Source organism: Novosphingobium sp. THN1 (genome assembly GCF_003454795.1).
Taxonomy (GTDB): Bacteria; Pseudomonadota; Alphaproteobacteria; order Sphingomonadales; family Sphingomonadaceae; genus Novosphingobium.
Genome location: NZ_CP028347.1, coordinates 959124 through 983309 on the forward strand (window position 1 = coordinate 959124; position 24186 = coordinate 983309).

The 24186-nt window shown below is 64.0% G+C and carries 25 protein-coding genes; 12 read left to right on the top strand and 13 right to left on the bottom strand.

Going from position 1 to position 24186, the window contains the following annotated elements:
- The first annotated feature begins 38 nt into the window (after positions 1 to 38).
- From C7W88_RS04735 to C7W88_RS04760, 6 genes are all read left to right on the top strand, one after another.
- On the top strand, positions 39 to 1607 hold the full coding sequence (locus tag C7W88_RS04735; RefSeq protein ID WP_118072685.1) for a cytochrome ubiquinol oxidase subunit I: 1569 nt from the start codon (positions 39 to 41) through the stop codon (positions 1605 to 1607).
- A gap of 14 nt (positions 1608 to 1621) precedes the next feature.
- Complete coding sequence (gene cydB / locus C7W88_RS04740) at positions 1622 to 2770, top strand: cytochrome d ubiquinol oxidase subunit II (protein ID WP_118072686.1); 1149 nt, start codon at positions 1622 to 1624, stop codon at positions 2768 to 2770.
- A gap of 12 nt (positions 2771 to 2782) precedes the next feature.
- On the top strand, positions 2783 to 2893 hold the full coding sequence (cydX, locus tag C7W88_RS04745) for a cytochrome bd-I oxidase subunit CydX (protein WP_101797211.1): 111 nt from the start codon (positions 2783 to 2785) through the stop codon (positions 2891 to 2893).
- A complete protein-coding gene (locus C7W88_RS04750; RefSeq protein WP_118072687.1) occupies positions 2893 to 3471 on the top strand; it encodes a DUF3365 domain-containing protein in 579 nt (192 codons plus the stop codon). The genes cydX and C7W88_RS04750 overlap by 1 nt, the downstream gene beginning before the upstream one ends.
- A gap of 1 nt (position 3472) precedes the next feature.
- On the top strand, positions 3473 to 3955 hold the full coding sequence (locus tag C7W88_RS04755; RefSeq protein ID WP_162895906.1) for a cytochrome c: 483 nt from the start codon (positions 3473 to 3475) through the stop codon (positions 3953 to 3955).
- Positions 3956 to 4147: 192 nt separating this feature from the next.
- The gene (locus C7W88_RS04760; RefSeq protein ID WP_118072689.1) at positions 4148 to 4543 is read left to right on the top strand and encodes a cupin domain-containing protein; all 396 of its coding nucleotides are present in this window, start codon (positions 4148 to 4150) and stop codon (positions 4541 to 4543) included.
- Between the two features lie 91 nt (positions 4544 to 4634).
- Here the strand turns inward: C7W88_RS04760 and C7W88_RS04765 are convergent, their stop codons facing one another.
- Both C7W88_RS04765 and C7W88_RS04770 read right to left on the bottom strand, forming a co-directional pair.
- Entirely contained in the window at positions 4635 to 5645 is a 1011-nt protein-coding gene (locus tag C7W88_RS04765; RefSeq protein ID WP_118072690.1) for a hypothetical protein, read from the bottom strand.
- Complete coding sequence (locus C7W88_RS04770; RefSeq protein WP_162895907.1) at positions 5642 to 7165, bottom strand: hypothetical protein; 1524 nt, start codon at positions 7163 to 7165, stop codon at positions 5642 to 5644. Before C7W88_RS04770 ends, C7W88_RS04765 begins: the two co-directional genes overlap by 4 nt.
- 90 nt (positions 7166 to 7255) lie before the next feature.
- Here C7W88_RS04770 and C7W88_RS04775 point away from each other — a divergent pair, with 90 nt between their 5' ends.
- Both C7W88_RS04775 and C7W88_RS04780 read left to right on the top strand, forming a co-directional pair.
- Positions 7256 to 8257, top strand: coding sequence for a hypothetical protein (locus C7W88_RS04775; RefSeq protein ID WP_118072692.1), 1002 nt, complete (start codon positions 7256 to 7258; stop codon positions 8255 to 8257).
- Positions 8254 to 9726: a hypothetical protein gene (locus C7W88_RS04780; RefSeq protein WP_205525321.1), complete on the top strand. Its 1473-nt coding sequence runs from the start codon at positions 8254 to 8256 to the stop codon at positions 9724 to 9726. Before C7W88_RS04775 ends, C7W88_RS04780 begins: the two co-directional genes overlap by 4 nt.
- Here C7W88_RS04780 and C7W88_RS04785 read toward each other — a convergent pair.
- Complete coding sequence (locus C7W88_RS04785) at positions 9711 to 10838, bottom strand: WG repeat-containing protein (RefSeq protein ID WP_162895909.1); 1128 nt, start codon at positions 10836 to 10838, stop codon at positions 9711 to 9713. The genes C7W88_RS04780 and C7W88_RS04785 overlap by 16 nt on opposite strands.
- 147 nt (positions 10839 to 10985) lie before the next feature.
- On the opposite strand from C7W88_RS04785, the gene C7W88_RS04790 reads away from it, so the two are divergent.
- Both C7W88_RS04790 and C7W88_RS04795 read left to right on the top strand, forming a co-directional pair.
- Positions 10986 to 11624: a hypothetical protein gene (locus tag C7W88_RS04790; RefSeq protein ID WP_162895910.1), complete on the top strand. Its 639-nt coding sequence runs from the start codon at positions 10986 to 10988 to the stop codon at positions 11622 to 11624.
- A 210-nt stretch (positions 11625 to 11834) separates the two neighbouring features.
- On the top strand, positions 11835 to 12254 hold the full coding sequence (locus C7W88_RS04795; RefSeq protein WP_162895911.1) for a CZB domain-containing protein: 420 nt from the start codon (positions 11835 to 11837) through the stop codon (positions 12252 to 12254).
- A gap of 99 nt (positions 12255 to 12353) precedes the next feature.
- Here C7W88_RS04795 and C7W88_RS04800 read toward each other — a convergent pair whose 3' ends face one another.
- From C7W88_RS04800 to C7W88_RS04810, 3 genes are all read right to left on the bottom strand, one after another.
- Positions 12354 to 12677 (bottom strand): DNA-binding protein, encoded by a 324-nt coding sequence (locus C7W88_RS04800; protein ID WP_118072697.1) that lies wholly within the window; start codon positions 12675 to 12677, stop codon positions 12354 to 12356.
- Positions 12678 to 12682: 5 nt separating this feature from the next.
- Positions 12683 to 13021, bottom strand: coding sequence for a type II toxin-antitoxin system RelE/ParE family toxin (locus C7W88_RS04805; RefSeq protein WP_118072698.1), 339 nt, complete (start codon positions 13019 to 13021; stop codon positions 12683 to 12685).
- A 61-nt stretch (positions 13022 to 13082) separates the two neighbouring features.
- Positions 13083 to 14351, bottom strand: a complete 1269-nt coding sequence (locus tag C7W88_RS04810; RefSeq protein WP_118072699.1) for a site-specific integrase — start codon at positions 14349 to 14351, stop codon at positions 13083 to 13085.
- A gap of 498 nt (positions 14352 to 14849) precedes the next feature.
- On the opposite strand from C7W88_RS04810, the gene C7W88_RS24325 reads away from it, so the two are divergent.
- Together C7W88_RS24325 and C7W88_RS24330 are read left to right on the top strand one after the other, a co-directional pair.
- Positions 14850 to 16256 carry an N-6 DNA methylase gene (locus tag C7W88_RS24325; protein ID WP_118072700.1) on the top strand — a complete coding sequence of 469 codons (1407 nt, stop codon included), beginning with the start codon at positions 14850 to 14852 and terminating at the stop codon, positions 16254 to 16256.
- A gap of 38 nt (positions 16257 to 16294) precedes the next feature.
- Positions 16295 to 17518, top strand: a complete 1224-nt coding sequence (locus tag C7W88_RS24330) for an N-6 DNA methylase (protein WP_255418801.1) — start codon at positions 16295 to 16297, stop codon at positions 17516 to 17518.
- Positions 17519 to 17701: 183 nt separating this feature from the next.
- Here the strand turns inward: C7W88_RS24330 and C7W88_RS04825 are convergent, their stop codons facing one another.
- From C7W88_RS04825 to C7W88_RS04855, 7 genes are all read right to left on the bottom strand, one after another.
- Complete coding sequence (locus C7W88_RS04825) at positions 17702 to 18019, bottom strand: hypothetical protein (protein ID WP_118072702.1); 318 nt, start codon at positions 18017 to 18019, stop codon at positions 17702 to 17704.
- Positions 18016 to 18843 (bottom strand): hypothetical protein, encoded by an 828-nt coding sequence (locus tag C7W88_RS04830; protein WP_118072703.1) that lies wholly within the window; start codon positions 18841 to 18843, stop codon positions 18016 to 18018. The genes C7W88_RS04825 and C7W88_RS04830 overlap by 4 nt, the downstream gene beginning before the upstream one ends.
- Before the next feature lie 14 nt (positions 18844 to 18857).
- Entirely contained in the window at positions 18858 to 20663 is a 1806-nt protein-coding gene (locus C7W88_RS04835; RefSeq protein ID WP_118072704.1) for a terminase, read from the bottom strand.
- A 508-nt stretch (positions 20664 to 21171) separates the two neighbouring features.
- Entirely contained in the window at positions 21172 to 22872 is a 1701-nt protein-coding gene (locus C7W88_RS04840) for a primase-helicase family protein (RefSeq protein ID WP_205525252.1), read from the bottom strand.
- Positions 22869 to 23189, bottom strand: coding sequence for a hypothetical protein (locus tag C7W88_RS22545; RefSeq protein WP_162895913.1), 321 nt, complete (start codon positions 23187 to 23189; stop codon positions 22869 to 22871). Before C7W88_RS22545 ends, C7W88_RS04840 begins: the two co-directional genes overlap by 4 nt.
- Positions 23190 to 23235: 46 nt before the next feature.
- Positions 23236 to 23496 (bottom strand): AlpA family transcriptional regulator, encoded by a 261-nt coding sequence (locus tag C7W88_RS04850; RefSeq protein ID WP_118072707.1) that lies wholly within the window; start codon positions 23494 to 23496, stop codon positions 23236 to 23238.
- A gap of 62 nt (positions 23497 to 23558) precedes the next feature.
- A complete protein-coding gene (locus C7W88_RS04855; protein ID WP_118072708.1) occupies positions 23559 to 24089 on the bottom strand; it encodes a hypothetical protein in 531 nt (176 codons plus the stop codon).
- Positions 24090 to 24186: the final 97 nt, after the last annotated feature.

The window sequence follows — 24186 nt, forward strand, 5'->3', positions numbered from 1 at the left end:
CCCATCCGGCTAATCTGGGCCGGTAAAGGAGCGTGCATATGGATATGGCTGTTGTCGAGCTAAGTCGGCTCCAGTTTGCGCTGACCGCGATGTATCACTTTCTGTTTGTTCCCCTGACGCTTGGCCTGTCGTTCCTGCTGGTCATCATGGAGAGCATTTATGTGATGACCGGCCGGGAGATCTGGCGGGTCATCACGCGCTTCTGGGGCAAGCTGTTCGGCATCAACTTCGTGCTCGGCGTTGCGACCGGGATCACCATGGAGTTCGAGTTCGGCACCAACTGGGCCTATTACTCGCACTATGTCGGCGACATCTTTGGCGCGCCGCTGGCGATCGAAGGGCTGATGGCCTTCTTCCTCGAAGCGACGTTCGTCGGCCTGATGTTCTTCGGCTGGGACAAGCTTTCAAAGGTCGCACACCTCGCCGTGACCTTCCTCGTGGCGCTCGGCTCCAACCTCTCGGCGCTGTGGATCCTGATTGCCAACGGCTGGATGCAGAACCCGGTTGGCGCGCGCTTCAATCCTGAAACCATGCGCATGGAAGTGACCGATTTCTATTCGGTCCTGTTCAACCCGGTCGCGCAGGCCAAGTTCGTCCACACCGTCAGCGCTGGCTATGTTGCGGCGTCGGTCTTCGTCATGGGCGTGTCGGCCTACTATCTGCTCAAGGGCAAGTGGACCAACGTGGCCCGCCGCTCGATGATGGTCGCCTCTGCCTTTGGCCTGGCCTCCTCGCTCTCGGTCGTCGTGCTGGGTGACGAATCCGGCTACGCGCTGACCGACAACCAGCGCATGAAGCTCGCCGCGATCGAGGCCATGTGGCACACCGAAGAGGCCCCCGCTGGCCTCTCCATCTTCGGCATCCCCGACATGGAGGCGCAGGAGACGCGCTTTGAAGTGAAGGCCCCCTATGTCCTGGGCCTGATTTCCACCCGCAGCCTGACCGGCGAGGTCATGGGCATCAACGAGCTGGTGCTGAAGGCGGACGAACGCATTCGCAGCGGCATCGTCGCCTACGACGCGGTTGAGAAGCTGAAGGTCCACCGCACGGACATGGCCGCGCGCGAGCAGTTCGAACGGCACAAGGCCGATCTTGGCTATGCCATGCTGCTGAAGCGTCACGTGGCCGATCCGCGCAGCGCCAGTGATCAGCAGATCCTGCTGGCGGCGAAGGATACCATCCCCAACGTGCCGGTGATGTTCTGGTTGTTCCGGATCATGGCGGGGCTGGGCTTCTTCTTCATCGGCTTCTTCGCACTCGCTTTCTACTGTGCTTCGGCGTGCAAGTTCAGCAAGCCATGGTTCCTGAAGATCGCGGTCGCCATCATCCCGCTGCCGTGGATCGCGATCGAGTTCGGCTGGATGCTGGCCGAAATCGGGCGGCAGCCCTGGGCGGTGGAAGGCGTGCTGCCAACGTTCCTTGCCGCATCGTCGCTGACGGTTGGCCAGATCTGGACCACGATCATCGGTTTTACCCTGCTGTACGGCACGCTCGCCGTGATCGAGGTGCGGCTGATGATCGCCACGATCCGCAAGGGACCGGTGGAGCACCATGAACCCGAAATGTCGCGCGGGTCGGCGGGCTATGCCCCGCTGCCGGCAGAATAAGGGAGGAACACGAAATGGAAATCCCTCTCGACTACGAAACGCTCCGGGTCATCTGGTGGGGCCTGATGGGCACGCTGCTGATCGGTTTTGCCTTGACCGATGGCTATGACCTGGGCGTCGCCGCGCTGATGCCGTTCATCGGCAAGACGGATGAGGAACGCCGCATGGCGATCAACGCCATCGCGCCGCACTGGGAAGGCCACCAAGTGTGGTTCATCTTGGGCGGCGGGGCAATCTTCGCGGCCTGGCCGTTCGTCTATGCGGTCAGCTTCTCCGGCTTCTACCTCGCCATGTTCCTGGTGCTGAGCGCGCTGATCCTGCGCCCGGTGGCGTTCAAGTACCGCTCCAAGCATGCCGATGCCGGCTGGCGCAATCGCTGGGACTGGGCGCTGTTCATCGGCGGCTTCGTGCCCGCGCTGGTATTCGGCGTGGCTGTGGGCAACGTGCTGCAAGGCGCGCCGTTTCGGTTGGATAGCGACCTGCGCAGCTTCTACGAAGGCTCGCTGCTCGGCCTGTTTTCGCCATTTGCGCTGATGACCGGGCTGCTCTCCGTCGCGATGGTGGTGATGCACGGGGCGGGTTTCCTCTCGGTCAAGATCGAGCAAGGCCCGGTTCTGGACCGCGCGCGCCGGATCGGCAGCGTGGCGGCCATCGCCAGCGTCATCCTGTTTGCGGCCGGCGGCCTGTGGGTTGCCAATGGCGCCATGGGCTTCCGGCTGGAAGGCGCAGTCGATCCGAATGGTCCCTCCAACCCGCTGTTCATCAAGACGGTCGCCGCGCCCGGTGCCTGGCTGGACAACTATGGCCGCTATCCCTGGATGGTGATTGCGCCGGTGCTGGGGCTGGTCGGACCGCTGGTCGCACTGCTGGGGATCCGCCGCCGTAGCCATGTGCTGAACCTGGCAGGGTCGTCGCTGGCGACCGTGGGCATCATCGCCACGGTCGGCCTGTCGATGTTCCCGTTCATCCTGCCAAGTTCCATCAATCCGCAATCGAGCCTGACGGCATGGAATGCCTCGTCCAGCCACTTGACGCTGTGGATAATGCTGATCGTCACGGTGATCTTTCTGCCGCTGGTGCTGACCTATACCGCCTGGGTGATGAAGGTCCTGTTCGGCCGGATCAGCTTGCGCGACGTGCGCACCAACCCCGACTTCTACTAAGGAGCGAAAACGATGTGGTATTTCGCATGGATCCTGGGGCTTGGCCTGGCGCTCGCCTTCGGCATCATCAACGGGATGTGGCACGAATTCCAGTCGCCGCTGGATGAGGACCCCAACCTGTGATGCGCCGCATCCTGACGGGCGTTGTCCTGGGGCTGGCCGGATGCGCGGCCCCGGCGCCGCAGCCGGTGGATGTTTCGGCCAAGTCGGCTGCGCTGGCCGACCGCTTCCAGGCTGACCTTCAGGGGCAATTGCAGGCGGCGATAAAGGCCGGCGGTCCGGTGGGTGCCATCGGCGTCTGCCAGCAGGCAGCGCCGGCCATTGCCGCCAGTCTGTCCCAGGAAAGCGGGGCAGAGGTGCGCCGGATCGCGCTCAAGGAGCGTAATCCGGGCGCGGCTCCGGATGGCGAATTGCGTGAGCGGCTGGAGCAACTGGCCGCCGCGCCTTTGTCCGCCGATGGCAAGCCGGCGGTCACGCAATGGAGCAGCGGTTCCGGTTCTGACGCCAGGACCCATTACATGCGCGCGATTCCGATGAAGGAGCAGCCATGCGCTGCCTGCCACGGTACGGCGATCGCCCCTGATGTGCAGGCCAAGCTGGCCGAACTCTATCCGGCCGACAAGGCCACCGGGTTCAAGCCTGGCGACATGCGCGGGGCCATTCTCGTGTCATGGCCGGTCGGTCAGGCACGGGGGAACTAGCATGACCCGGACGGCTGGCCGCCTGACTGTTGCCCTGCTGCTGGCGGTCTTCATTCTGCTGGCCCTGCTGCTGCGGACGCAAGGCAGTGCCAGTGCTTCCGCCCCGGCGCAGCTCGCGCCGCCCGACCAGCGCGAGGCCGTTTCGCTCAATCCGGCCCAGGCCGATCACGTCCTGACCGAGATGCGCGGCCTCCTGGCTTCGATCCGCGACATTCACTCCGCGATGGCGGTCGACGACTGGGGGGCGGTCAGCGCCGCAGCGCAGGCGCAAGGGACCGGACGCGGGAAACGACCGCCCGAGGGCTTGCGTGAGCGGCAGCCGCCCGGCTTTCGCCAGATGAGCAGCAGCATGCGCCAGCAATTCGATGCATTGAACCTTGCCGCAGCCAAAGGGGATCGCAGCGCTGCGAATGCTGCGCTTGGTCAGGCGCTCAATACCTGCGTTGCCTGCCACGACAGTTACCGGATCGAGATTGCCGATTGATCCCGCTTCTGCCGGCACCCCCATGCTGGCGGACAGGGGCCGCACCGGAAGCCCCCTTCCGTGTGTGGCCCCAACAGTTCGGGTGAGGACGGCCCGTCGCTCGGTGTTACGGATGGTCAGCCCAAATCGGGTGACAACCATTTGCGCATCACGATAGTATAAACGGTGGGTGCCACGACAGGAGCAGGCTGAATGAAGGGTTTCGTCGACAACATCGAAAAGCTGACGGAAGAAAACGACGATTTCCGCCGCGTGCTTTATACCGGACACAACCTCCAGCTCGTTCTTATGGCGATCCAGCCTGGCGAGGAAATCGGAGAGGAAGTCCACGACGACCGGGACCAGTTCTTCCGCATCGAGGGGGGTGAAGGCGAGATCTGGATTGATGGCGTCTGCAACAAGGTCAAGGCAGACGACGGAATCATTGTGCCCCAGGGCGCGCGCCATAATGTGATCAGCACCGGCAAGGAGCCGCTGCGACTCTATACCATCTATGGCCCGCCGGAACATCTGGACGGGACTATCCACAAGACCTGCGCCGATGCGGCCGTGGACCATGAGCATTTTGATGGCCGGACGACAGAGTGATCAGGCGGCGATCAGGACCAGCAGGATCGCGGGCAGGTTCCGTCGGTTTATCGCCTTTCGATTCCCCGCATGAATGTTGTCACGTAATTATTCACGGGATTTCGTTCGGCCAGCACACATCATAGCTGTTAGCTCCCGCGTTCCAGAACAGGGCAATGTCGATGCCCGCCTCGGTCGCCATCCGCAGGAAGTCGTGGCGCAAGTCCGGGCAATCCTTGCGGAATTCCCGCGCCAGCTTGGTGTTCGCGCGCTCTACTGCAACCGGGTGACCGGCGCCCACTCTGGCGGAAATTTCCACATAGGGGCTGTGGAGGAGATGGCGGGTGCCGGTCCGGGAGTTTTCGACAACCAGCGCCATCGTCTGATTATCGTCGGTCAGTCCCTGCGCCGCGGCGTCGCTGTCCCACGGGTTGGCGACGATGATGTCGGGGGCCAGCTCGCGCCCCGCGCTGGCGGGCAGGATATGAACGACCGAGATTGCGTCTGGCTTGCCATCGCCATCAAGGTCCGCCTGCGTGACGGGCGAGCGAAACCGCGGGTGCGGGGCAATGCGTGAGCGCGCCCCGTTGGCCGGTTGCAGACCGTCCCGATCATCCGTCTTCTCGGCGCTGACGGGCAGGTCCGGCCCCAGATCGCCCAGTGCGGCGCAGTCCGGATCTTCCGCCGCAAAGGTGGCAAGACGCAGATATTCCTCGTGAAGCTCGGGGTTGATCGCATCGGGATCGATCCCTTCGGCCTGAAATAGGCGCAGGGCCGATTGGTAATAGCTGGCTGCCGTGCGGCAATCATCGGTGCCGCCGCCAGTGACTGACCAGATCACCCGCCATCCGCCGTCTTGCTTCAGCAGGTACTCGCCGCCGTCGTATTCCTGCTTAGACGGCTCGATCACCACATAGGCATAAGTCGCCGTCTTGCCTTTGATCACTTTCAGCTGGTGGACGATGAACCGGATTTTGGAACCCGGTGACGGTCGCAGCGCATCCAGGATCTGCGTGCGCTCGCTCGTGCCGGGCGGTGGGGTGCGGACCTGCTGCGCGGCGGCTGGCGTCAGGCCGAGCAGAGCCACCAGCATGAAGAGGAGAGGGATGCGCGGGATGGTCATGGCATTGCGCCTTGTGCTTCGGGTGTTGCGGTCGGCTCGCAGACTGGTCTGTCGGAGAGAGCGAAGGAGTCATATTGCTCAGCGCCCAGATGCATGGTGCAGATGATCTGGCGGGCCATGTCTTGCACTTCGGTCAGACTGAACCTGCCGCTGATCCGGATGCGTCCCTCTGTGATTGGCTCGACAAGCCGGGCGGAACTGATGGACTTGTCGCCCACCGTGATGGCGACATCGGTATTCAGCAGGCGGATTGATTCGGCTTCAAGGTGCTGTGCCACCTCGGGCCGCAAGGCGATATCGAGAACCGGGAAATTGCGGTGGTCGAAGTCCAGGGCGACGCTCGCTATGTCATCGCGGGTGAACTCCCGCTGTCCAAAGTGCAAGGTGGAGGTCGGCACTGCAGAACGGTGAGGCACTGTGTCATCGCCCTTGTGCCAGGTCAGGTGCTGCCAGGGGATGACCGACCAGTCCGGCTCGTCGCACGGCCGCTGCGCTCGAGCGAAATAGGCGCCGAGATAGAGGCCTTGTCCGGTCAGGTACCAGCTGGGGAAATCCCACACGGACGTATCCGCATAGTCGCATTGATCCTCTGCCGCCTCACCATCGGCAGGCTGCATCTCGTTCGGGTAAAGCTGGCCCAGCAAGGAGACGATGCGCGGCGCGAAGATGTCACCGCGATAGTCGAAGAACGCCGGGGTGCCGGGTTGGGGTGCTGGCGGATTACCGAAATAGAGCAGATCTTCCAGCTGGAGTTCGCGGCCGGTCCGGGTGTCGAAGGTCACGCCTTGCGTGCCGAAATCGGGGTGGGCCGTGCCGGCGCAGCTCCAGCTGGCAAACCAGGCATAGCTCACGAAATCGTCGCTGAGGTACGGCGCTCTTGCCTCGGAAACGTCCATGCCCGATTGGCCGCCAAACCCTTCGCAGCCGAACCATTGCGACACGCGCTCCCACTGCTGGCGTTCTAGTGCGGCATTGATCCGGGCCAGAACCGGCGCGGGATAGCCGCTTTCGATGCGGAACAGCGTGATCCCGCTGACGGGCTCGCGCCAGTCGCGCAGGGTGCGCGGTCCATCCTGACGGATGCTGCCCGGAACCAGCGACAGGCCTGCCAGCTGGTGGCGCTCATAGGGGGAAAGATCCGCCATGTCCGCAGGCAGACCCGCCGCCAACGGGGCTGGCGCGGCCACTGGCGACAGCCGCACCGGCAGCGTGCGCCCGGCCTTGGTCGTCAGCGATCCGGCCAGTTCGGCCCCGGCGCGGTGCAGGTTCAGTCGATCACCGCTGCTGCGCGCCTCCAGCAAGAGCCTGTCGCCCGTCCAGCGACCGCCGAGGCCGATATCGAGCCGATACTTGCGATAGAAATAGCGTCCCGTCACATATTCGCCGCTGCCTTCCAGTTCCACGACGACCTGGGCGGCTCCGACCGTTCCGGCATAGACCTGGCGGTCATCGCTGGCGGCGCGCAGCGGGGCGGTTAGCAGAACGAGGCTGGCAACCAGCGCGAGGGGCTGATAGCGCACAAAAAAATGCAGGACTTTTCGGAACGTATGACCATCCATACTGCTGCTCTAAGTAAAGCCGCTTCGTCCTGCAATCGATGCCTGCGCCTCTTGATCAGGCTCTGCGCGATCGGCCTGCTGCTGCCAGCTGCGGTCCGGGCGCAAGAGGCAGACGCAGCCCCGCTGGACATCTTCATCGGCATGGTCATTGCCGATGGCGAGAACCTGGTGCTGGAGCGCTGCAATATCGTGCGCACGCGCTATCGGCTGCTGCCGGCCGCAGGCGCAGGTGATCCGCTGGCCGAGCTGCGCGGCAAGACCGGCAAGGTGCAAGCCCATGTCATTGCCAGCTATCGGGCTGACGGGGAGGCGCACATTCTCGACGTGGCGGCGATTGACAATGTGCGGCTGGGCAAGACCTGCCATCTGCTCGACGCCATCGACGAGAGCTTTGAGAAGGCCGATGCCTGGGCAGAAGCGGGGCCGGAAGCTGCGGTTGCTGCGGCTGAAGCCAGCGAAGCGAGCACCCCGGATGCCGACCGCTGGGACGCTCTCGCCGCCGGCGCTGCCGCCCCGGCCGGAGGTGAAGTGATCGGCAGCGGTGCATATGCCTATCGCTTCGTCCTGCTGCAACCGCGCACGGGGAAGCCCGCCGCCCATACCGACTATGCCCTGTCAGCCAGCCGGGCGACGGACTATGAACTGCCCTTCGTGACCGACCAGAAGAAGGTGTTTCAGGGCCGGACGGACGAAGAAGGCCGCACGCCCGTATTCCGACTGCCGGTGCGCCTGCCCGATGCCGCCTTCGACTTGCGCGAACGCTTTGGCAGCGGTCCGTTCGGCGAAACGTTTCACCTGACCGACCATAACGACAACGACCTGTTCAACGCTCCCTATGCGCTGATCACCTGCACCAGCCCGCCGCGCTACTTCCGGGGCTATACTTACCCGAACGGGGATACCGCCTATACGGCCAGCGATGGTCCCATCAATGTTCAGCTGCGCGTGCTGGACAACATCGACGAAACACTCCCCGCAAGCTGCGAGGATGGGCGGAGTGCGGACGGGGATCATGTCGTGCTCCCTACCACGCGCGAGAAAGACCCAGAATGACCATGCCGCGCCGCCTCACCTTGATCCTCGCTGGTTCAGTACTGCTGGCCGGTGTCCAGCTTCCCGCGCAGGCGCCGCAACAGCAAGCGCAAACCGCCATGGAACTGCTGGAAAAAGCGACAGAAGCCAAAGCGGTCGGCGATCATGCCGGTGCGCTCGAATTTTATAACCAAGCTGCGGCCCTGCTGGCCGAGGACCCTGCCGGGCAGGACGGGTTGGGCCTTGTGGTCCGGGCGGATCTGCAGCGCGACATTGCCCGTGCGTCCCATGCTGCTGGTACACGTGATCCATGTGCCGCGCTGGCAAAGGGCAGGGCTTATCTCGATCAGGCCCGGCGGGTACCGTCAGCAGACGGTGACATGAACGTCGGTCCGATTGCTGATGACATGGAGCAGCAGCTGGAGAGCGAAGGGCGCCGCATGCGCTGCGTGCAGCCGGGACCGCCGGCCGATATGGGCAAGCCTGACGCAGCGCTGGCGGGTCATTATTATCTTTCAGGCGTGATGGAGACCGGCTCGGAACTGCTGCTCAAGGCGGATGGCCGGTTCGAGTGGTATATCAGCTACGGCGCGGTCGATCAGGTGGCCAAGGGGCGCTGGGGTCGCACCGGCCAGACGGTGACCCTTGCAGCCGATCTGCCCGCCGGGGATGCGCCGCTGCTGCGCGTCGATCAGGCATTCCCTTGGGACGAAGCGGCCGAGCGCGGTCTGCGTAATGCGCAGCGCGCACGCGAGGCCGAAGCGATTGCCGAACGCTGCCCCTGGACCATTGGCGCGGCGGCTTCTCCGCCACTAATCCTGCCCGAAGATCGCCCCGCTCCCGGCCCTGCCGAGCAGGCGCGGGCGGCAGAGGCGAAGCGCATCGCGGAAACTGCCCGGGACGAAGCCAGCCGGGCAACCGCGAAAGGCGCGGCTGCGGGCGCAAGCGAGGCAGACCGCACGGCCGCCGAAGCCGCCATGGTGGCCTGGTACGAAGCGCATTACGAAATGGAGCAGGCCTACCGCACCGCCGCCGCGCCCCTGCCGGACATTGGCGCCCCGGTGATGCCGACAGAATGTCAGGCCGCGCCCGTCGATGCCGCCGCCGATGCGCCTATCCCGCCGTCGCAATGGCGGCGCGGCGTGGGGGTGGTGGTCGGCGATCCGGCCCGTGAAATGCGCTTGTCGCGTGTCAGCGTGACCTTTGTGTTCAGCGACGGTTACCGTGAAGCCGCCGAAACCAGCCGGGGTGGCTGGGCCTTCGTTTCCCCGAGGAGCGGCGCGGCGGTCCAGCAACTTGTCCTTGCCTGGCCGGACGGTTCCGGCCGCTCGGCATCGCTGCCGATCAAGCCGCTGGCCGAGGGTGTGCAGACGGTGGCCGTCGATACGCAGCAACTGGTCGCACCGCCCTTCGAGGTCATGCGGCTTCACGTGCAGGGCAGCGATCTCATCCCGGAAAACATGGGGCGCGGGCGTTACTCGCGCAATTGAGGGGGCACCCAGCCCGCAGTCCCACACTCCGCCTCCGGTCGATTGTGGCCGCGCGGGTCGAGGCAGACGGTCTGCCCGCCGCGATACCAGCTGTGTTCGCCGTCGGAGACCGGCGTACAGCCAATGCAGGCCCATGCCCGCTTCCCGGTGAACGGATAGGCCCCATCGTAGATTGCCGGAATGACCAGCTTCAGGCGGCGATCGGCATAGCCGAACTTGTCGCCAAGCCGTACCCGCACCAGACCATCCTCAAACACGTCTGGCGCGTTGTCGAAGGTCGGCACCAGCAGTGCATAACCATCGCGCCGGACATAGGCATAGCCTGCTGTGCGGATGGCAAAGGTGGCAAGCCCATGCCGGTCAAAGCGCAGCTGCCGCAGCGCGTCTGGCCCGACGGCATAACTGCCATCGGGGTTCGGGGTGGCGCAGTCGCCCAGCGATTCGAAAGTGCCATCCTTGAGCATCGTGCAGGGCAAGGCTTTGCTTTCGGGGTTTCCTGCTGCGCGCACGGGATAAAGGTCGCGCTCGCGCACATAGCCGCCGCGCGGGGTGCCGGGCGGATCGTACCAGGTGATCCGGACCATGCCCGGCAGCGACCAGGCCGCGCCATAGGTCCTGGTAACCCATACGCCAGCATCGCGGGATAGCGCGGCGCGGCCTTTCGGCTTGAGGCGAAGACCCTCTTTGGCCTCTTCCAGCTCGAACAGCTGCGGGCGGGACCGGGCAACGACCGCCGCCCCGACGAGGCTATTGGCGACGTGGCCGGCCCGGTCGAAGCTGATCCGCCAGCGGCAAGCGGCCGGGCGATTTGCATCGTCGGGTCCGACCTCCAGCGTGATCTGATCGTTGAAGCCGCCGCGCGCCCGCGAATAAAGCGTGGTGGTGAAGGTGGCGGCAGGGCGCTGCGGATCCCAGGACATGAGCTCATAGCTCTCGCCCAGTTCGGGACGCTGATACTGGGTGACCGGCTTTAACGGTCCGCTGAAGAACACCCGGCAATCGCCGTCGTGCAAGTACCCGGACAGAGTTCCGGTTTCCCGGTCAGCGGCAAGGATCAACCGATCGTCGCCAAAGATGCCACTTTCCAGCGTGGGCGGGAGCTCCGCCGCCATGGCAACCGTTGCCACCGCACTGCCCGCGATTATGGCGAGGACAGGAAAACCAAAACGCGCAAATACTGTCATCGTCCCGTCATTGCGCAAAAGGACGGATGAGCGCCAGTGCTTGTTAGGGGTGTCGCGATTGGATATCGGGCAAGTATGCTGCGCCAAGCCTTAATTCTGTTATTACTCGCAGCATCGCCTGCGCACGCTTTGGACGGCGCTGACTTCGATCCGGCCGAAGTCGATATTGCAGATGCCATCAACTGCCATCTCGACGCCCCGAGCTACAATGCCTTCGCCTGGGCCCTGAGCGGCGAAGAGAAGCTTGCTGAGCGCTTCGGCTGGCGAAAGATCGAGAGCCCCAATCCGTTCCTCGCCCAATATGAGTTGCCGCAGCCAGTGCTGGTTACCGGCACGTGGTCGACACGCCGGATCGCGTTCAGCTCCAGCGGCGTCATGGCAATATTGGATCTGGCTGATCCCGCCGAGATCGCCAAAGAGGAAGGTATCGTCAACGCACTGGAGAGCGATGCCGCCGTCGCGGAAATCGCCAGGGCAGCGCAAACCGCTGGTGTTGCCACCCGCAACGAAGTCGAAGCGGAGACGCCGTTCCGCAAATTCCTCGGTCAACGCATCCTCGTTGACGTGACCGAACCAGCCAACGAGGCAGACGAGTTCGGGACCCACACAGTGATTGCCCGTTCCATCTCCAACGTTACCAGTCACCCGGGCAAGACCCTTTATGGCTGCTCCTACCGGATCGAGCTGCTGGATCGTGACGGAAAGCCGCTTTGACAAACACTGTGGTTGGCGAACGGTCTATCAGGTGGCGGACCTGGTCAAACTCAACCTGCATCGTGCAGCAAGCCTGCCGCCGCGCAGGGTTCGGTCAGTCAGGCAGAATTCGCGCGCGCGTCCGGGGGCTGGCAGGACTAAGCGTTACCCCGTAGAGCACTCATTATATATTATCATATTCTGATATTAAGATGCCGGCCAGTTCAAGCCTTGTTGCAAGCCAATGGAGTCGGCCCCATGACAAACGCCAATCTAATTTATCAGATCGACGAAGCGATCGGCGCGCACGGCATGTGGAAGATGCGGCTGCGTGCGGCAATGCGCACGGGCAAGTCTGACATTTCGGCGCATGAAGCCGGTTGCGACGGCAACTGCAAATTCGGCCAATGGCTCAATTCCACGGCGCTTTCTGCTGAGGCCAAGGCAGACGTGCCCTATAAGGTCGTCAAACGTGTTCACGCCGATTTTCACCGGTCTGCCGGGCATGTCATGTCGTCGGCGCTTGGCGGCCGCCAGCGCGAAGCAGAGGAGCGCCTCGAAGGCGAGTTTATCCCGGCATCGGAAAAACTGGTCCGAGCGTTGATGAAGTGGAAGTCGGAACTGCAAAAGGGCATCCGTCGAGCCGCTTGAGCGCGGTCTTGTTGCTGGTGCGCGCTGCGATTGAATATTTTGAGCGCAGCTGAACCTATCCGCCTTTGCCTTCGAAATCGACGAGCAGATAATTCTGTCTTACGCTGGCTCGACGCTGTTAGCCTCTAAAGTGACGCCAAGGTGCCTGCGCACTACGCCAAAAATGGCAGCAAGATTGTCCATGCTCGGATTGCCCTTTTCGGAGAGCATCCGGTGCAGGCTCTTGCTGGGCCGATTGGTTTCAGTGGCAAGGCCTTCGAATCCAACTGAGGCATTGACCAGATCGCGCAGGATCAGACGCGCGACATGAGGTTCGCCGTTGAGAAAAGCGGTGGCGGCTTCGTCGAGCATGGCCTTGGCGAAGGCGGGGTCGCGCGCGGCACGTTCCTTCACCGTCGCCTTGAAATCGCGTGTCAGCGCCACCTTGCCTAACTCCTTGCCTTCTTCGCCTTGGCCTTCCGGCCTTTGTACTCATCGAGCAATGCACCGGCCTGCCTGATATCCGACTGTTGCCGCTTCTTGGTCCCGCCCACGAAGAGGATGATCAGTTGCTCGCCATCCTGAGTCAGATAGAGGCGGTATCCCGGGCCCCAATCGATCCGGCACTCACCAAGCCCGCCGCCGATCCATTTGACCTTCGACAGGTTGCCGAGTTCCATTCGGACGATGGCGGTCGCCACCTTGGCTGCGGCCTGGACATCGAGATCATCGAACCAGCCCCGGAATGGGCAGCTGCCATCCTCGCGGATATACTCCTCAACAATCACATTGCACCGCGATGGGTAACATATTCGTTACCTTTCGTCGAGTGATTCATTGGCGCCATGATCAGGCAGCAGGGGCGGGGCGGCGCAGCCCGGCTGCACCTTCATCGAGCAGGCGCGCAATCTCGTCCGAGGTGCGCCGCACGGCGAGTTTCAGCGCCTCGTCGATATGGATATAGTCCTGCGTCACATTCTGCGAGGCGTGGCCGAGCATGGCGCGGATGGTGAGTTCGGTGAACCCCAGTTCGCCAGCGATGCTGGCGAAGGTGTGGCGCAAGGTATGCAAGGTCGCACCCTCAATCCCTGCCAGCCGACACACGCGCGTGAAGCAGGCGGCGGCGGCCTGATAGGGGCCGGTACCGGACAGCGATGGAAAGACATGCGGATTGCCGGCGATCTCGGCCTGCGCAAGTACCACCCGCAGGGCTTCTGGCCCGATCGCACGCACCTGAGCGTCGGTCTTGGTGTCCGGAAATGCAATGAAGCCGCCTTCGGCATGGACCCATGCACGCTTCATTGCCTGGCCTTCCTCTCGCCGGAAGCCGGTCAGGGCCAGGAGCCGAACAACCGCGAGTGCGGTGAGGTTTTCTCCATTACGCTCGGCATAGGCCATGGCCTTGCCCAGCGCGATGATCTCGGCCGAACTGAGCCGCCGCGTCTTCTTGTTGGTGGCCAGCTTCTTGGCACCGCGTGTGGGGTGCTCGGTCAACAGCCCCTTGTGCTTGGCATGGCCCAGGATCGCCTGAAGCGTGCCAAGGCAGCGTGCCGCGACGCCAGGGCCGCCAGCAGCCTTGCCTCCACGGCCTCCTCCACGCGCCTTGGCAGTTTTGCCGTCCCGAACGTCGGACTGCATCTGCTCGACCTCGGCAATGGTGAGGTGCTTGGCGTGCCGCTTGCCGAGCAGCGGCTTGATGTGCGTATTGATCCGGCTCTCGTCCATTTTGAGTGACGATTCCTTGATCGGCCGGTTCTTGCGTCCAAGGATATTCCCGGCCCGCGCTTCGGTGAGATACCAGTCGCACATCTGGGCAACGGTCATCCCCTTGCGGGCCTCATGGACGGCCAGTGCCGGGTCTTCGCCGGAGGCTACTTCGCCAAGCTTGATCTTCGCGAGGTCACGAGCCCGCTCGACCGTGATGACGCCATATCGACCAAGGTTGATCCGCCGCTTGATACCCTCGGCATTGCGGTACTGAACGATGAAGGTCTTGAGCCCGGATGGAAGTGCCCGGACACCGAAGCCCCGGATTTCGCTGTCCCACAGAACAGCCTGTGGCTGTCCATCCGCGCTGAAGGCATCGACCGAGCGCTTGTTGATCTTCGCAGTCGGCATGCTTACGACTCCATTTGGAGACAAAGCTCGGATCGAGGCCTTCTGTCTCCATATTGTCTCCAAAATTTGCCGTTTCGTGGCGATTTGGAGGCTACGGCGTCGTAAAGGGTGTTGCAACAAATAACTGAAATACCGTCATATTTCGTAGGTTCGGCTACAGTGGCGTAATGGCTTGTTTCGTTTTGCCAAGGTTGGGGTCGAGGGTTCGAATCCCTTCGCCCGCTCCAGTTTTCCAATGACTTAGCAGCGATCTGAGCCCTCTGGGCTCCCCTCGGGGAGCGCTCCGGGGAGCAGATTTGCGCGCGCCCTCTGTGCGTAATTTGGAGCAGTTGGACGCCAATGGTGCGCCCAAAGGCTTGGGTCCGTTTGTCTTTTGTTGTCGGGCCGATGCCTGGGCGACATCTCTCCGGCCCATGACCGACCTAACGAAAAGCACTGGACAGCGCCCTTGGCTAAGTTTACCGACAGTCGTATCGGTAAGATACGACGAGGGAATCGGTGGCAAGCGAAGAGTTGATCCAAAGGGGCTATTTTGCTGGCGATACGCTGAGAGGCGAAAAGTACGGGCGCTACGAGCACCTGAACATCGGCGCGACCTCCATCGAGGCGTTGGTCAAGGCGGGTGTTTCGACCATCGTACCGGCAACAGTGGACTTCCCCTTCAAGCATTACAGCCCACCGAAGAAGCCTGCTTCTGCCAAACCAGACCGGGTGTTCCTGCATCGGATCGACGATACGCTCGCGCCAGTGGCGGTGGCGGAGAACAAGGCTCCGAAGGCGTACAAGTCAGAGGCAGATGTCCTGAAAGCCCAGGAGCAGGCGCTGTATGCTGCGCTCGCCCTCAACGTGCACGTCGCCGTTACAACGGATGGCACCAGCGACCGCTACGTGGATGTTCAGGCCAGTGCCAACGACGGCGAGCTGCGGTTCTTCGACGAGACGCGCGATTTAAACCCGGCAGTGCTGGAAAGCCTGCTGCTCGGGGAGGCGGCCGTGTCTAAGGACCCCAAGCCCCTCGCAGAATCGGTCTGGCAGAGCATTTGGGTGGCGACGAAGGCGGAGCCCAAGGAAGCTCTCCTCACGTTCACCGAATTCTTCAATTTCAAGTTCCTGTCGGACAACCTGCCAAGGCGGGTGCTTCCCGACGCCTACAGGTTCTATGCGCTGCGCAAGAGCCCTGCGGAGATGATGCAGCTCCACGGCATGACGGCGATCGAGTACTACTTCAAACAAATCCGCCCAAAGATTCAGGAGCTGTTTCCGCCGCGAACATCGGCAGGTGACAGCGCCGTAGCAGGGCTCTTCGGCCTAACCTCGATCCAGTCCCCCACCTCCATCATCGGCTTCAACTCTTTTGAGACCTCGGAGGAATCGCTCGCGACGCATAACCGGACGTTCATCCAGATATTGGACGCGTTCGAGGCGTTCGGTGCCCTGAACGACATAGACCCCCAATTCAAACTGCGGCTCTACGAGACCTTCTTGCGACGGTCGGCTCGCCAGCAGCGTCTCGGACAGTTCTTCACGCCTCGCAACGTGGTGCGCCCGATGATCCGTATGGCGGAGCTGAACAAGCTCCCTGACGGGGCAGTCTTGCTCGATCCGGCAGCGGGCGTGGGCGGCTTTGTGCTGGAGCCCCTTCTGTTCGGCGATGCGCTCCCCGGTAACGTGCAGTTCGAAGGGGGGCTTCCGCGTCGGCGCATTCGGACGGTTGGGGTGGACGTGGACCCGAACCTGCACATGCTGGCGAAATCCAACATGCTGATCCATCTGGCAGAAGCCGTCCGTGACCCGGAGGTCACTCTGGAAGGTCTCAATCAGGCAATGGCCGACACGTTCGTGCTCATGAACGCGCATGAAACCCTCGGGCACTGGAACGTCCGCCTCAGGGTGCGGCGGACGTAATCCTGACTAATCCCCCGTATGTCACCCAAGGGAGCGCGATCTATAAAAGGGAGATCGAGCACGTTGAAGGCAAGCGTAACGGCGTGTTCCTCAGCGATTACTACAACACTGGAGGACTGGGCCTCGAAGCCCTGTTCTTGCGGTACATCAGTGGTGCACTCCGACCTGGCGGCAAGGCGTTCATCATCGTACCGCTCGGCCTCCTAAACCGAACCGAGCCGCGACCGAAGCTGGAACTCTTGAAGGAGTGCAACCTGCTCGCCTCCATACAGCTGCCCAGGAACACATTCTTCAACACCTCTCAAAAGACGGCGATCTTGGTGATCCAGCGTCGACGCACGGTGTCAGAGGCCAGGCCAAAGGTTTTGTGTGGGATTGCGCGGAGCATCGGTGAGACGCTGGACTGGCGGCGTATTCCGACGCCCAACGACAATGACCTTGACGACATCGCCCAAGCGTTCGTCGCGCTCCAAAACGGTGCGGGAGAAGGCGTGGCGGACTCCAAGATCATGCGGCTCGTCGATGCCGATGAGTTTTCGGCCCGAGACAGATGGGACGTCGCCCGGTTTTGGAGTGACAGTGAGCTGGTCGAGCTGGGCATCCGCGAAGACGCCATCACGCGGGCAGACTTCGTCGGTGAAGCGGTGAGCCGCATTGAGGCCATCGGCGCGGAATTGGAGGCCGCGCGCACGGAGCTTGAGGCACTTACCTCCGGTGAAACGAAAGAGCTTTCGCTGTCCGATACCGCGTACTTCAATGTCCGCTCGGGAACGCGGGTCCGAACAGCCGACATCCGGGAGCACCCCGGCGAAATCCCGATTTACAGCTGCTTCAAAACTGCCGCCGAAACGAAGGGCAGTGCAGATCGAGCTTGGTTGGAAGAGCTGGGAATGACCATCGAAGAGGCCAAGGTCGTTACCGTTAATGCGAACGGGGCCTCGGTTGGGAAGGTCTATGTTAGGGACGAGGTCTGCGCGCTGACGGACGATGTAATCGCTCTGGACGTCAAGGATGAGGCGCTGGACCATGACTATGTCGCTATTGAGTTGCGCCGTGCTGTGGCTGCCGGTGGCTTCCTCTACGAGGCCAAACTGTTCGCCGCCCGCGTCAAGGAACTCAAGGTCAACATCCCAATCACTGAGGACGGAGACTTCGACCTAGAGCAGCAGCGAAAGGTTGCAGCGGCCGTCACCCGCTTTGAAGAGGCGCGGCGAAAGCTGGTTGAACTGGGTGACTGGGGAGAGCTCGCCCGCGTGGCATGATGCCCGGCTAACCCGGCTCAAAGGGGCTCACGTCACGGGCGCGGCATTCGCTGCATAGGCGATTGCCTGGCCCGTGGCTCATGAAGGCCTTGCGGCAACGGAGACAGGCACGCTCTTGCTCCGCTGGTCTGACATATTTGACGCCTTCTCCATCGTGGTCGGACGCGATGATCCCCGGCCTCTTCATTGCTCGCCGCCGTCTTCATCGTTAGGATCCGGCTCGTCGCGCTGCCACTCAAGATCGCCCCCGTGCAGCGCCAGCGCCTCGTCGCGCACGTCGTGGTAGCGCAGGTTCATGGTCGGCTCGCCATTGAACAGGTCGAGGTCCGACTGCCGGGGCTCCCGGCCGTTTCGCAGGTCTGCGAGGGCGCGGTCCAGCGCCTCGGTGCGCGCCTCTCGCACTAGCCGCGCAGCCAGCTCGTCGGCCGTCTCCTGCTTGGGCTGGCTGCCATACCGCTCCACCCAACTATCGGCCAACATCGCGGCAATGGGGTCGCTCACCGACCCGCATCCCCGAGCGACTTGAGGCTCTTGGCCGCCTTGGCGGCCGGGGCGTCCCGCATCGCCAGAATGTCGCCGTAACGCTTCACTAGGGCAGAGCTCGACGCGGTGAGGCGCTGCAAGGCCGCGTCGGTGGCAGCGAGCTGGGCATTGTCTACCGGGGCGAATTGCGCGGCGGCACGGGCCCGGAGGGAGGCATGATTCTCGGGGGTGAGCCCGGAAAGGAACGGTTGGGCGTGGATGACCGCTGCCACGGTCGCCACGTCGCCCCCGTCCACTGCTTGCGCGACGAACTGCATCCGCTGCTCAGGCTTCTTCATCGCCTTGATGTGTGCGCGAACTTCGGCTGCCAGGGCGAGCCCTTCGGCGGTCTTGCGCGTCGGGTGGTCGAGCGCGGTCGCTACGCGGGTTTCCAGCGTCTGCCGGTAGCCGTTCAGCTCCTTCACGCGGCGGTCGATGGCTGGGCTGACGCGGGCGAAGGCCTGCTCGGCGGCCGCGATGAACTCGGCCGCATCGACCACGCAGGTCGGTTTGCCGTTCACCATCCGCACGTCGCCGCTGATCTCGGTACGGCCGCCGCGCTCGGCCGGGTGCTGCCGACGGCGGGCCGGGGCAGCGATTGCCTGCAAGTCCCGCTCGGCGTCGTTCATCCGCCCGAACAGGTCGTAGCAGAGGCGCAGCCCCTCGCGCGCTGCCGACAAGACGGTGACGCCCAGGGTGTCGGGCTGGTTGAGCGCGGCCCCAATGCCCAAGAGGCTGTCGGGGTGCAGGGATATGGGCACGTCTCCACGAACGGGCACGGAATCATCAAACGGGGTGGGCATGGTGGGCTCCTTTCTCAGTAGTGGCCTGCTGACACCCGGCCGGTTCCCCAGCGGACGTTGGCATGCATGACAGCGTATCGAGCAGCGTCGGCCGCGTGGTCGGGGCCATCGGTCATCACGTCCTCAGGCCGGGACGGATCGCGCTCAAGGAAGGGGACGGTCTGCCAGAAATAGCGGCACCGGCCGGTGATCCACATGCCGGGGCGGCCGTTCTGCTCCTTGGCGTTGAATAGGCGCTCTCGCATCGCGGCCCAGCCCGCGACCCGCTCCTTCCGGGGTCGCTGGAGGTTGATGCCGTGGCGTTGCAGGACATTGAGCAGCGTGTCTTCGAGACCCCGCGCATCATCGCCCACGCCATGGGGATGGACACGCCAGCGGCCGCACATTTCGTGGATGGCTTCGGCCAGTTTGCCGGGCGGCCAGCCGAGACCGACGTTCGGGTCATTGGGATCGACCGTGGCGAGCTCGTCCAGCAGGATCAGGCTGTCCTTGGGGAACGGGCCCACATCGCCCGGAGCCTTGAGGCAGACATAGGTAACGGAAGGCGCGGCGCTGCCCCAGTCCATCGCAAGGAAAGGCCGCCATGCCTTCCGGTCGATGATGTAGGGCCATGCGACCGGGAGCATGTGGACCCGCTCGTCCAGCGCGCCACCGAAGAACGCGCCACGGGCAATGTTCCAGTCGCCGTCCACCCAAGCCCGGAAGAGCTCTTCGTCATTGCCGCAGGCCGCCTTGAGGCGGCGCTGGTAGTCCTCATGGTCGAGGTGCGGGTAGTCGATCAGCGTCGAGGGGCAATTCACCCAGACTTCGCCGTCCACCTCGTAGGGGTGCCAGGCGAGCGACTTGGCGATGTAATTCTGGTGGATCAGCGCATGGAGCGGCCCACCGGGGTTGGCAGTGCGCACTTCCCGGAGCGGGATGCCTTCCGGCGCGCGCAGGTTGGACTTGAGAAGGTCATCCCAGCGGCGGTCACGCACCAGGCCGAATTCGTCGATCACCAGTAACGTGAACGAGCGGCCTTGGAATTTCTTGTAGGCGTTGGGCCCGTCGAGCTGCCCGCACTCCACGATGGCCCCATTGGGCAGCCGGAAGGTGTGCTCTGCCCGGTTGTGGCGGACGCCCCGGCCATAGGCGGCGGTCAGCAGGCCGTCGAGCTGCTCTTCGAGCTCGGTCACCGCCTTGTGGGTTTCGCGCACGATCAGCGGCCGGGCTTGGGAACCGTACTTCTCGACATGGCGCAGGACGAGCAGCAGCGCGCCCATCGACTTGCCACCACCGCGGCCGCCAGCGAGCAGCAGGTTCCATTTCTCAGGGACCGCAAGGACGGTGGACTGGTAGGGAGTGGGCTTGATGGCGTCGATCATCGCAGGGTCCCAGGTCGGGGAAGCGCCGGGCGCTCTGCATCCGGTTCCTGCCCCACGCGGATCGCGCGCAGGTAGGCTTCCGGGTTTGGCTGTCGGGCAGGTTGATGGTGATGTTCGGCCGGGCTTCGGGGCGTCACCCTCACGCCAGCCGAGCCGGGCCTTGGTGAGGTAGATCATCGCCACGATGTTGCCGTTGCGGGCCGCGTTCAGCAGGTGGTGGGTGAGCTCGTCACCCAGGGCGGCATGGCCGCGCTCAAGCGCCAGCTCGACCTCAGGCTTGGTCTTCCGCAGGTTGTTGAACGTCTGGTGGTTGATGCCGAGCCGCTTGGCGATGGTGCGCTGGTCCTGCCCTTCGGCAGCCATGGCTTCGATCACGTCCAACCCATCTTGGGTGATCGTCACCGGGGCGGTTTTGCCGCGACCAGCGCGGGTTATGAGTGCGGTTTTGCTGCTCATGCCCCGGAGCATACCCTTAGGTAGGGCGGGGGCTTGGGGCTTACCCTCTGGAAATGCTGGCATTTGGGGCGCGGCGCGCCATGCCGGGGGAGCACTCGGGGAGCTGCGACCTGCCTAGGGGGTGAGCGGTGAATCTTCGGGCTGAGACGGGCTCTCTTTTTAGGGACTGAAGAGGCGGTTTCGTTGGCCCAGAGCCCAGGGGGCGGGGCTCCTCGCTAAGTCGCCAGCCTCGACCCGGCTCCGAGCCGACTTGCCAACCCGACTTACCCTAAGCCTCACTACTCCCTAGTAATTCTTATTCTTTAAGTCGGGTAAGTCGGTAAGTCGGGTAAGAACTAGGTTTGCTGGCAGCGGCAGCCTTCGGCAACAACCCTCCCCACTGGGCTCCCCCCGGTTTACCCGCCTTCCCGACTTAAACCTGCCTAACCCTCAGGATACATGGACGATTTCGTAAGGCGGACCCCGCCTCGACCCGCCTCACGTGAGCCGGGTGGCAGCGCCTTCCGGCTCAGAACGGCAAGTCGTCTTCTGGCTCGGGTGGCTGGGCCTCGAAGCCCCAGGTGGCAATGCCAGCAGGCCATTCCACCTTGCGCCCAAGATGCGCCTCCCAGCGACGGCGGCACTCGTCCAGCGGTGGGAGCCAATACCCGCGCCACTGGCGGCGGGCATGGCCTTCGCCCAGGTAGGCGCGGACGCTCGACGCCCCTACACCGGCAAGCACACATAGGGCCTCGCCCAGCCCGCGCTCGTGCTCTTCACCAAGGCGGCCTGCCTCCTGCAATGCCCGCGTGGCGACGAACACGAAGCCGCGCTTCTCGTCGGCCCCGTACAGGCCCGGCACCTCGCCATCGCGCAGCATGTTGTGCACCAGCCGCGTGGCGGGAGACAGGCTCAAATCTTTCTGCGCTTGCAGCGCGGCCGTCTTCGGTCGGTCCCGCACGTCCCACGCGCCGCTCTCCAGCATTTTGCGCCAGTAGGCCCCGCGCAGCCATTGGAACAGCGCGGCCCGGCCGCCTTCCTGCCATTCGTCCACGATAGCCCCGAAGTAGGCGGCGCTTTGGTTGTGCTCCCCCGCGTCCACGTTCAGCACGAGGTAGCGTCGGTCGTCACCCTCGGCGCGGATCACGTGCTCGTCATTGCTGGCGATGATGAGGCGAAAGAGCTTCTTCGCCATGAAGCCGTCCACGCCCTTCGGGTGCACGAATATCTCGTCGCCGGTGATGAGGGTCTTGAGCGTGGCGGCATGCTGCCGGTTGCCGGCAAAGAAGGCCTCGTCCGCGAAGATGATGCTCTTGTCCTGCAGGTGCTTGTTGAAGCTACCGGTCAGGTGGTCGGGCTTGTCGAGGGTCAGCGTGTGCGGCGCGAACAGCTCCATGAACAGCTTGGCCCAGAGGGTCTTGCCAGAGCCCTGCGGGCCCCGGAGCACAACGGCCACTTCGGAAGTGCGGTGCGGGTTTTGCAGAGCATCGGCCATCCAGCCGAGCAGGTACCAGTACGTTTCGTGGTCGCCCCCGCACACGTTCTCCCGCATGTGCGCGAGGAACCGCTGGCACCACACGGGCTCGCCTTCGCTGTCGTCGGTCACGTCATCGCGGCAGGGCCAGCCGCGCCAGAGGTTGAGCACTCCGGGCGGCGGGTCGGTGTCGCCGGGCAAGAACTCCACCCGGTCATAGCGCGGGGTGTTCGGGTGCGTCAGCCAGGCGGTGGCGAGCGGGGCGCGGACGAGCTGCCCGGTCTTCGGGTCCACGGCGGGCATGAAGCGGTCGATATGCGAATTCTTGAAGTCGCCTATGGCCTGATGAACGAGCTCCCCACCCGCCGACCAGTGCACCACCACCGGCTTGTTGCCGTAGTGGCGAACGAATGCGTGATCGTTCAGCTCTTCGGGCAGTGCGCCATGGGCCCACGTTTCCCGGTGCCAGATGACCAGCCGGATCAGCCGCATCACCTCCCTGTCGCGGGCCTCTCCGGGCTCCATCGCCACATGCAAGCCCGGAAGGGCGGGATTGGTGAAAATGGCGCGCAGCTCTTCCCCGGTGAGGTGGCAGAGGTACGGCACAAAGGCTTCGGGGTCATTCCGGCCATGGCAGATGCGGGACTGGACGGCGGGGTGCAGGTCGGCCAGCCAGGCGAGCGCGGGGGCCGGGGCCGCCTCAGCGGTGGGAGATTGAGCGGGCATATCGGTTCCGTTCGTGGGGGAGCTGGTCACGAGGAGAGGCGGCAGAGGTGGAGCGCGGCGCTGCATTCCGGGTCGAGGGACGCGGGCGGGGACAGCCTGGGCGGGCCCATGAGTGGATTGACCAAGCCCCGCCCGTCGGCAGTCGGCAGCCAGCCGAACGCGGCAAGGACCGGCTGCCAGCCCGCCCGGTGCCGGGCGGCCGTGGCGATCATGCCGTTCACGTCCGTTCGCTTGAGCCCCTGCCGTCTGATGTCGTCCAGTGCTGCCCAGGTGGTCGGGCTGATCGCCCGCACGGCGGCGATGAACTTGATGAGAGCGGCCGGTGGTTCGCTGGGCGATATAGACAACGGGACCCGGTGGAGCTGACCCGCGTCATGTCGATGTGGCGCGGGCCTATCCATTTGCCCGATCCGGCCGGGCGCTCACCGCGTCCCGCCCCTGCTGCGACCGCCGTTCCGCTCCCTCGCCCTCGGCACGGGCCCGCAGCCGGTCGTCCATCCACGCGGTCACCTCGCTCTCCACGAAGGCGACCTTCTGAGTGCCCAAGGGGACCGGCTTGGGAAACGCCCCGACCTTGATCTTGCGGTATATCTCAGTCTTGGACAGGGCCACGCGGCCCCGCACTTGCTCCATTGTCATGAATCGCTCGGCCATCGCAGCCCTCCAGCTTGGTACTGGTGGGCATCATGGCCAGTCGCGAGAGACGGAGTTGGGGGCTAACTCTTGCGCGCTGCATTCGCCCGGTGCCGCAGCACTTGCTTGTGCAAGTCGCTCAGGTTCTCAGGCGTGTAATGCGGGTCCAGCCGTTCGGCGATCAGCCAGAGCAACCGGGCAGGCGGATTGCTGTAGCGCAGATCGTAGGGCGGCGGCGATTGGAAGTCGTCGCGGCCGAAGCGTGGGCTGAACCGCTGCCCATGCCGGTCCCCAACGTTGGCCTTCCACCACCGTTCGAGCGCCACCACCACCGGATAGAGCGGTGGGATCGGCGGCGGCTGGTCGAGCCGGGGCGCACCGCCTGTCCGGGTCTGCCTGTTCTGGCCGGGGTTGCCGTCTGCGCGCCCATAGAAGGCATCGAAGAACGCGGCCCAATCGGTCGGCTGGTCGTCGCCATAGTCGTAGCCTGGCTCGGGCTCGTCGGGGTCGAGGTTGCGCTGCAAGTCGCGGTTCGGCGGCGCGATGTTCCGAGCCTCCCAGTCGTCGCGGGCGACCTCGTACCACTCGGACACGTCCGCAATGAGCGCGGCCAAGGCGGAGAGGTGCGGGCCCAGGTCAATGCCCGGCCGGGGCTCTTGCCGCCAAGGACCGGCTGCCGTGCCGCCTCCACGATGTGCGCCGCCAGCGGCC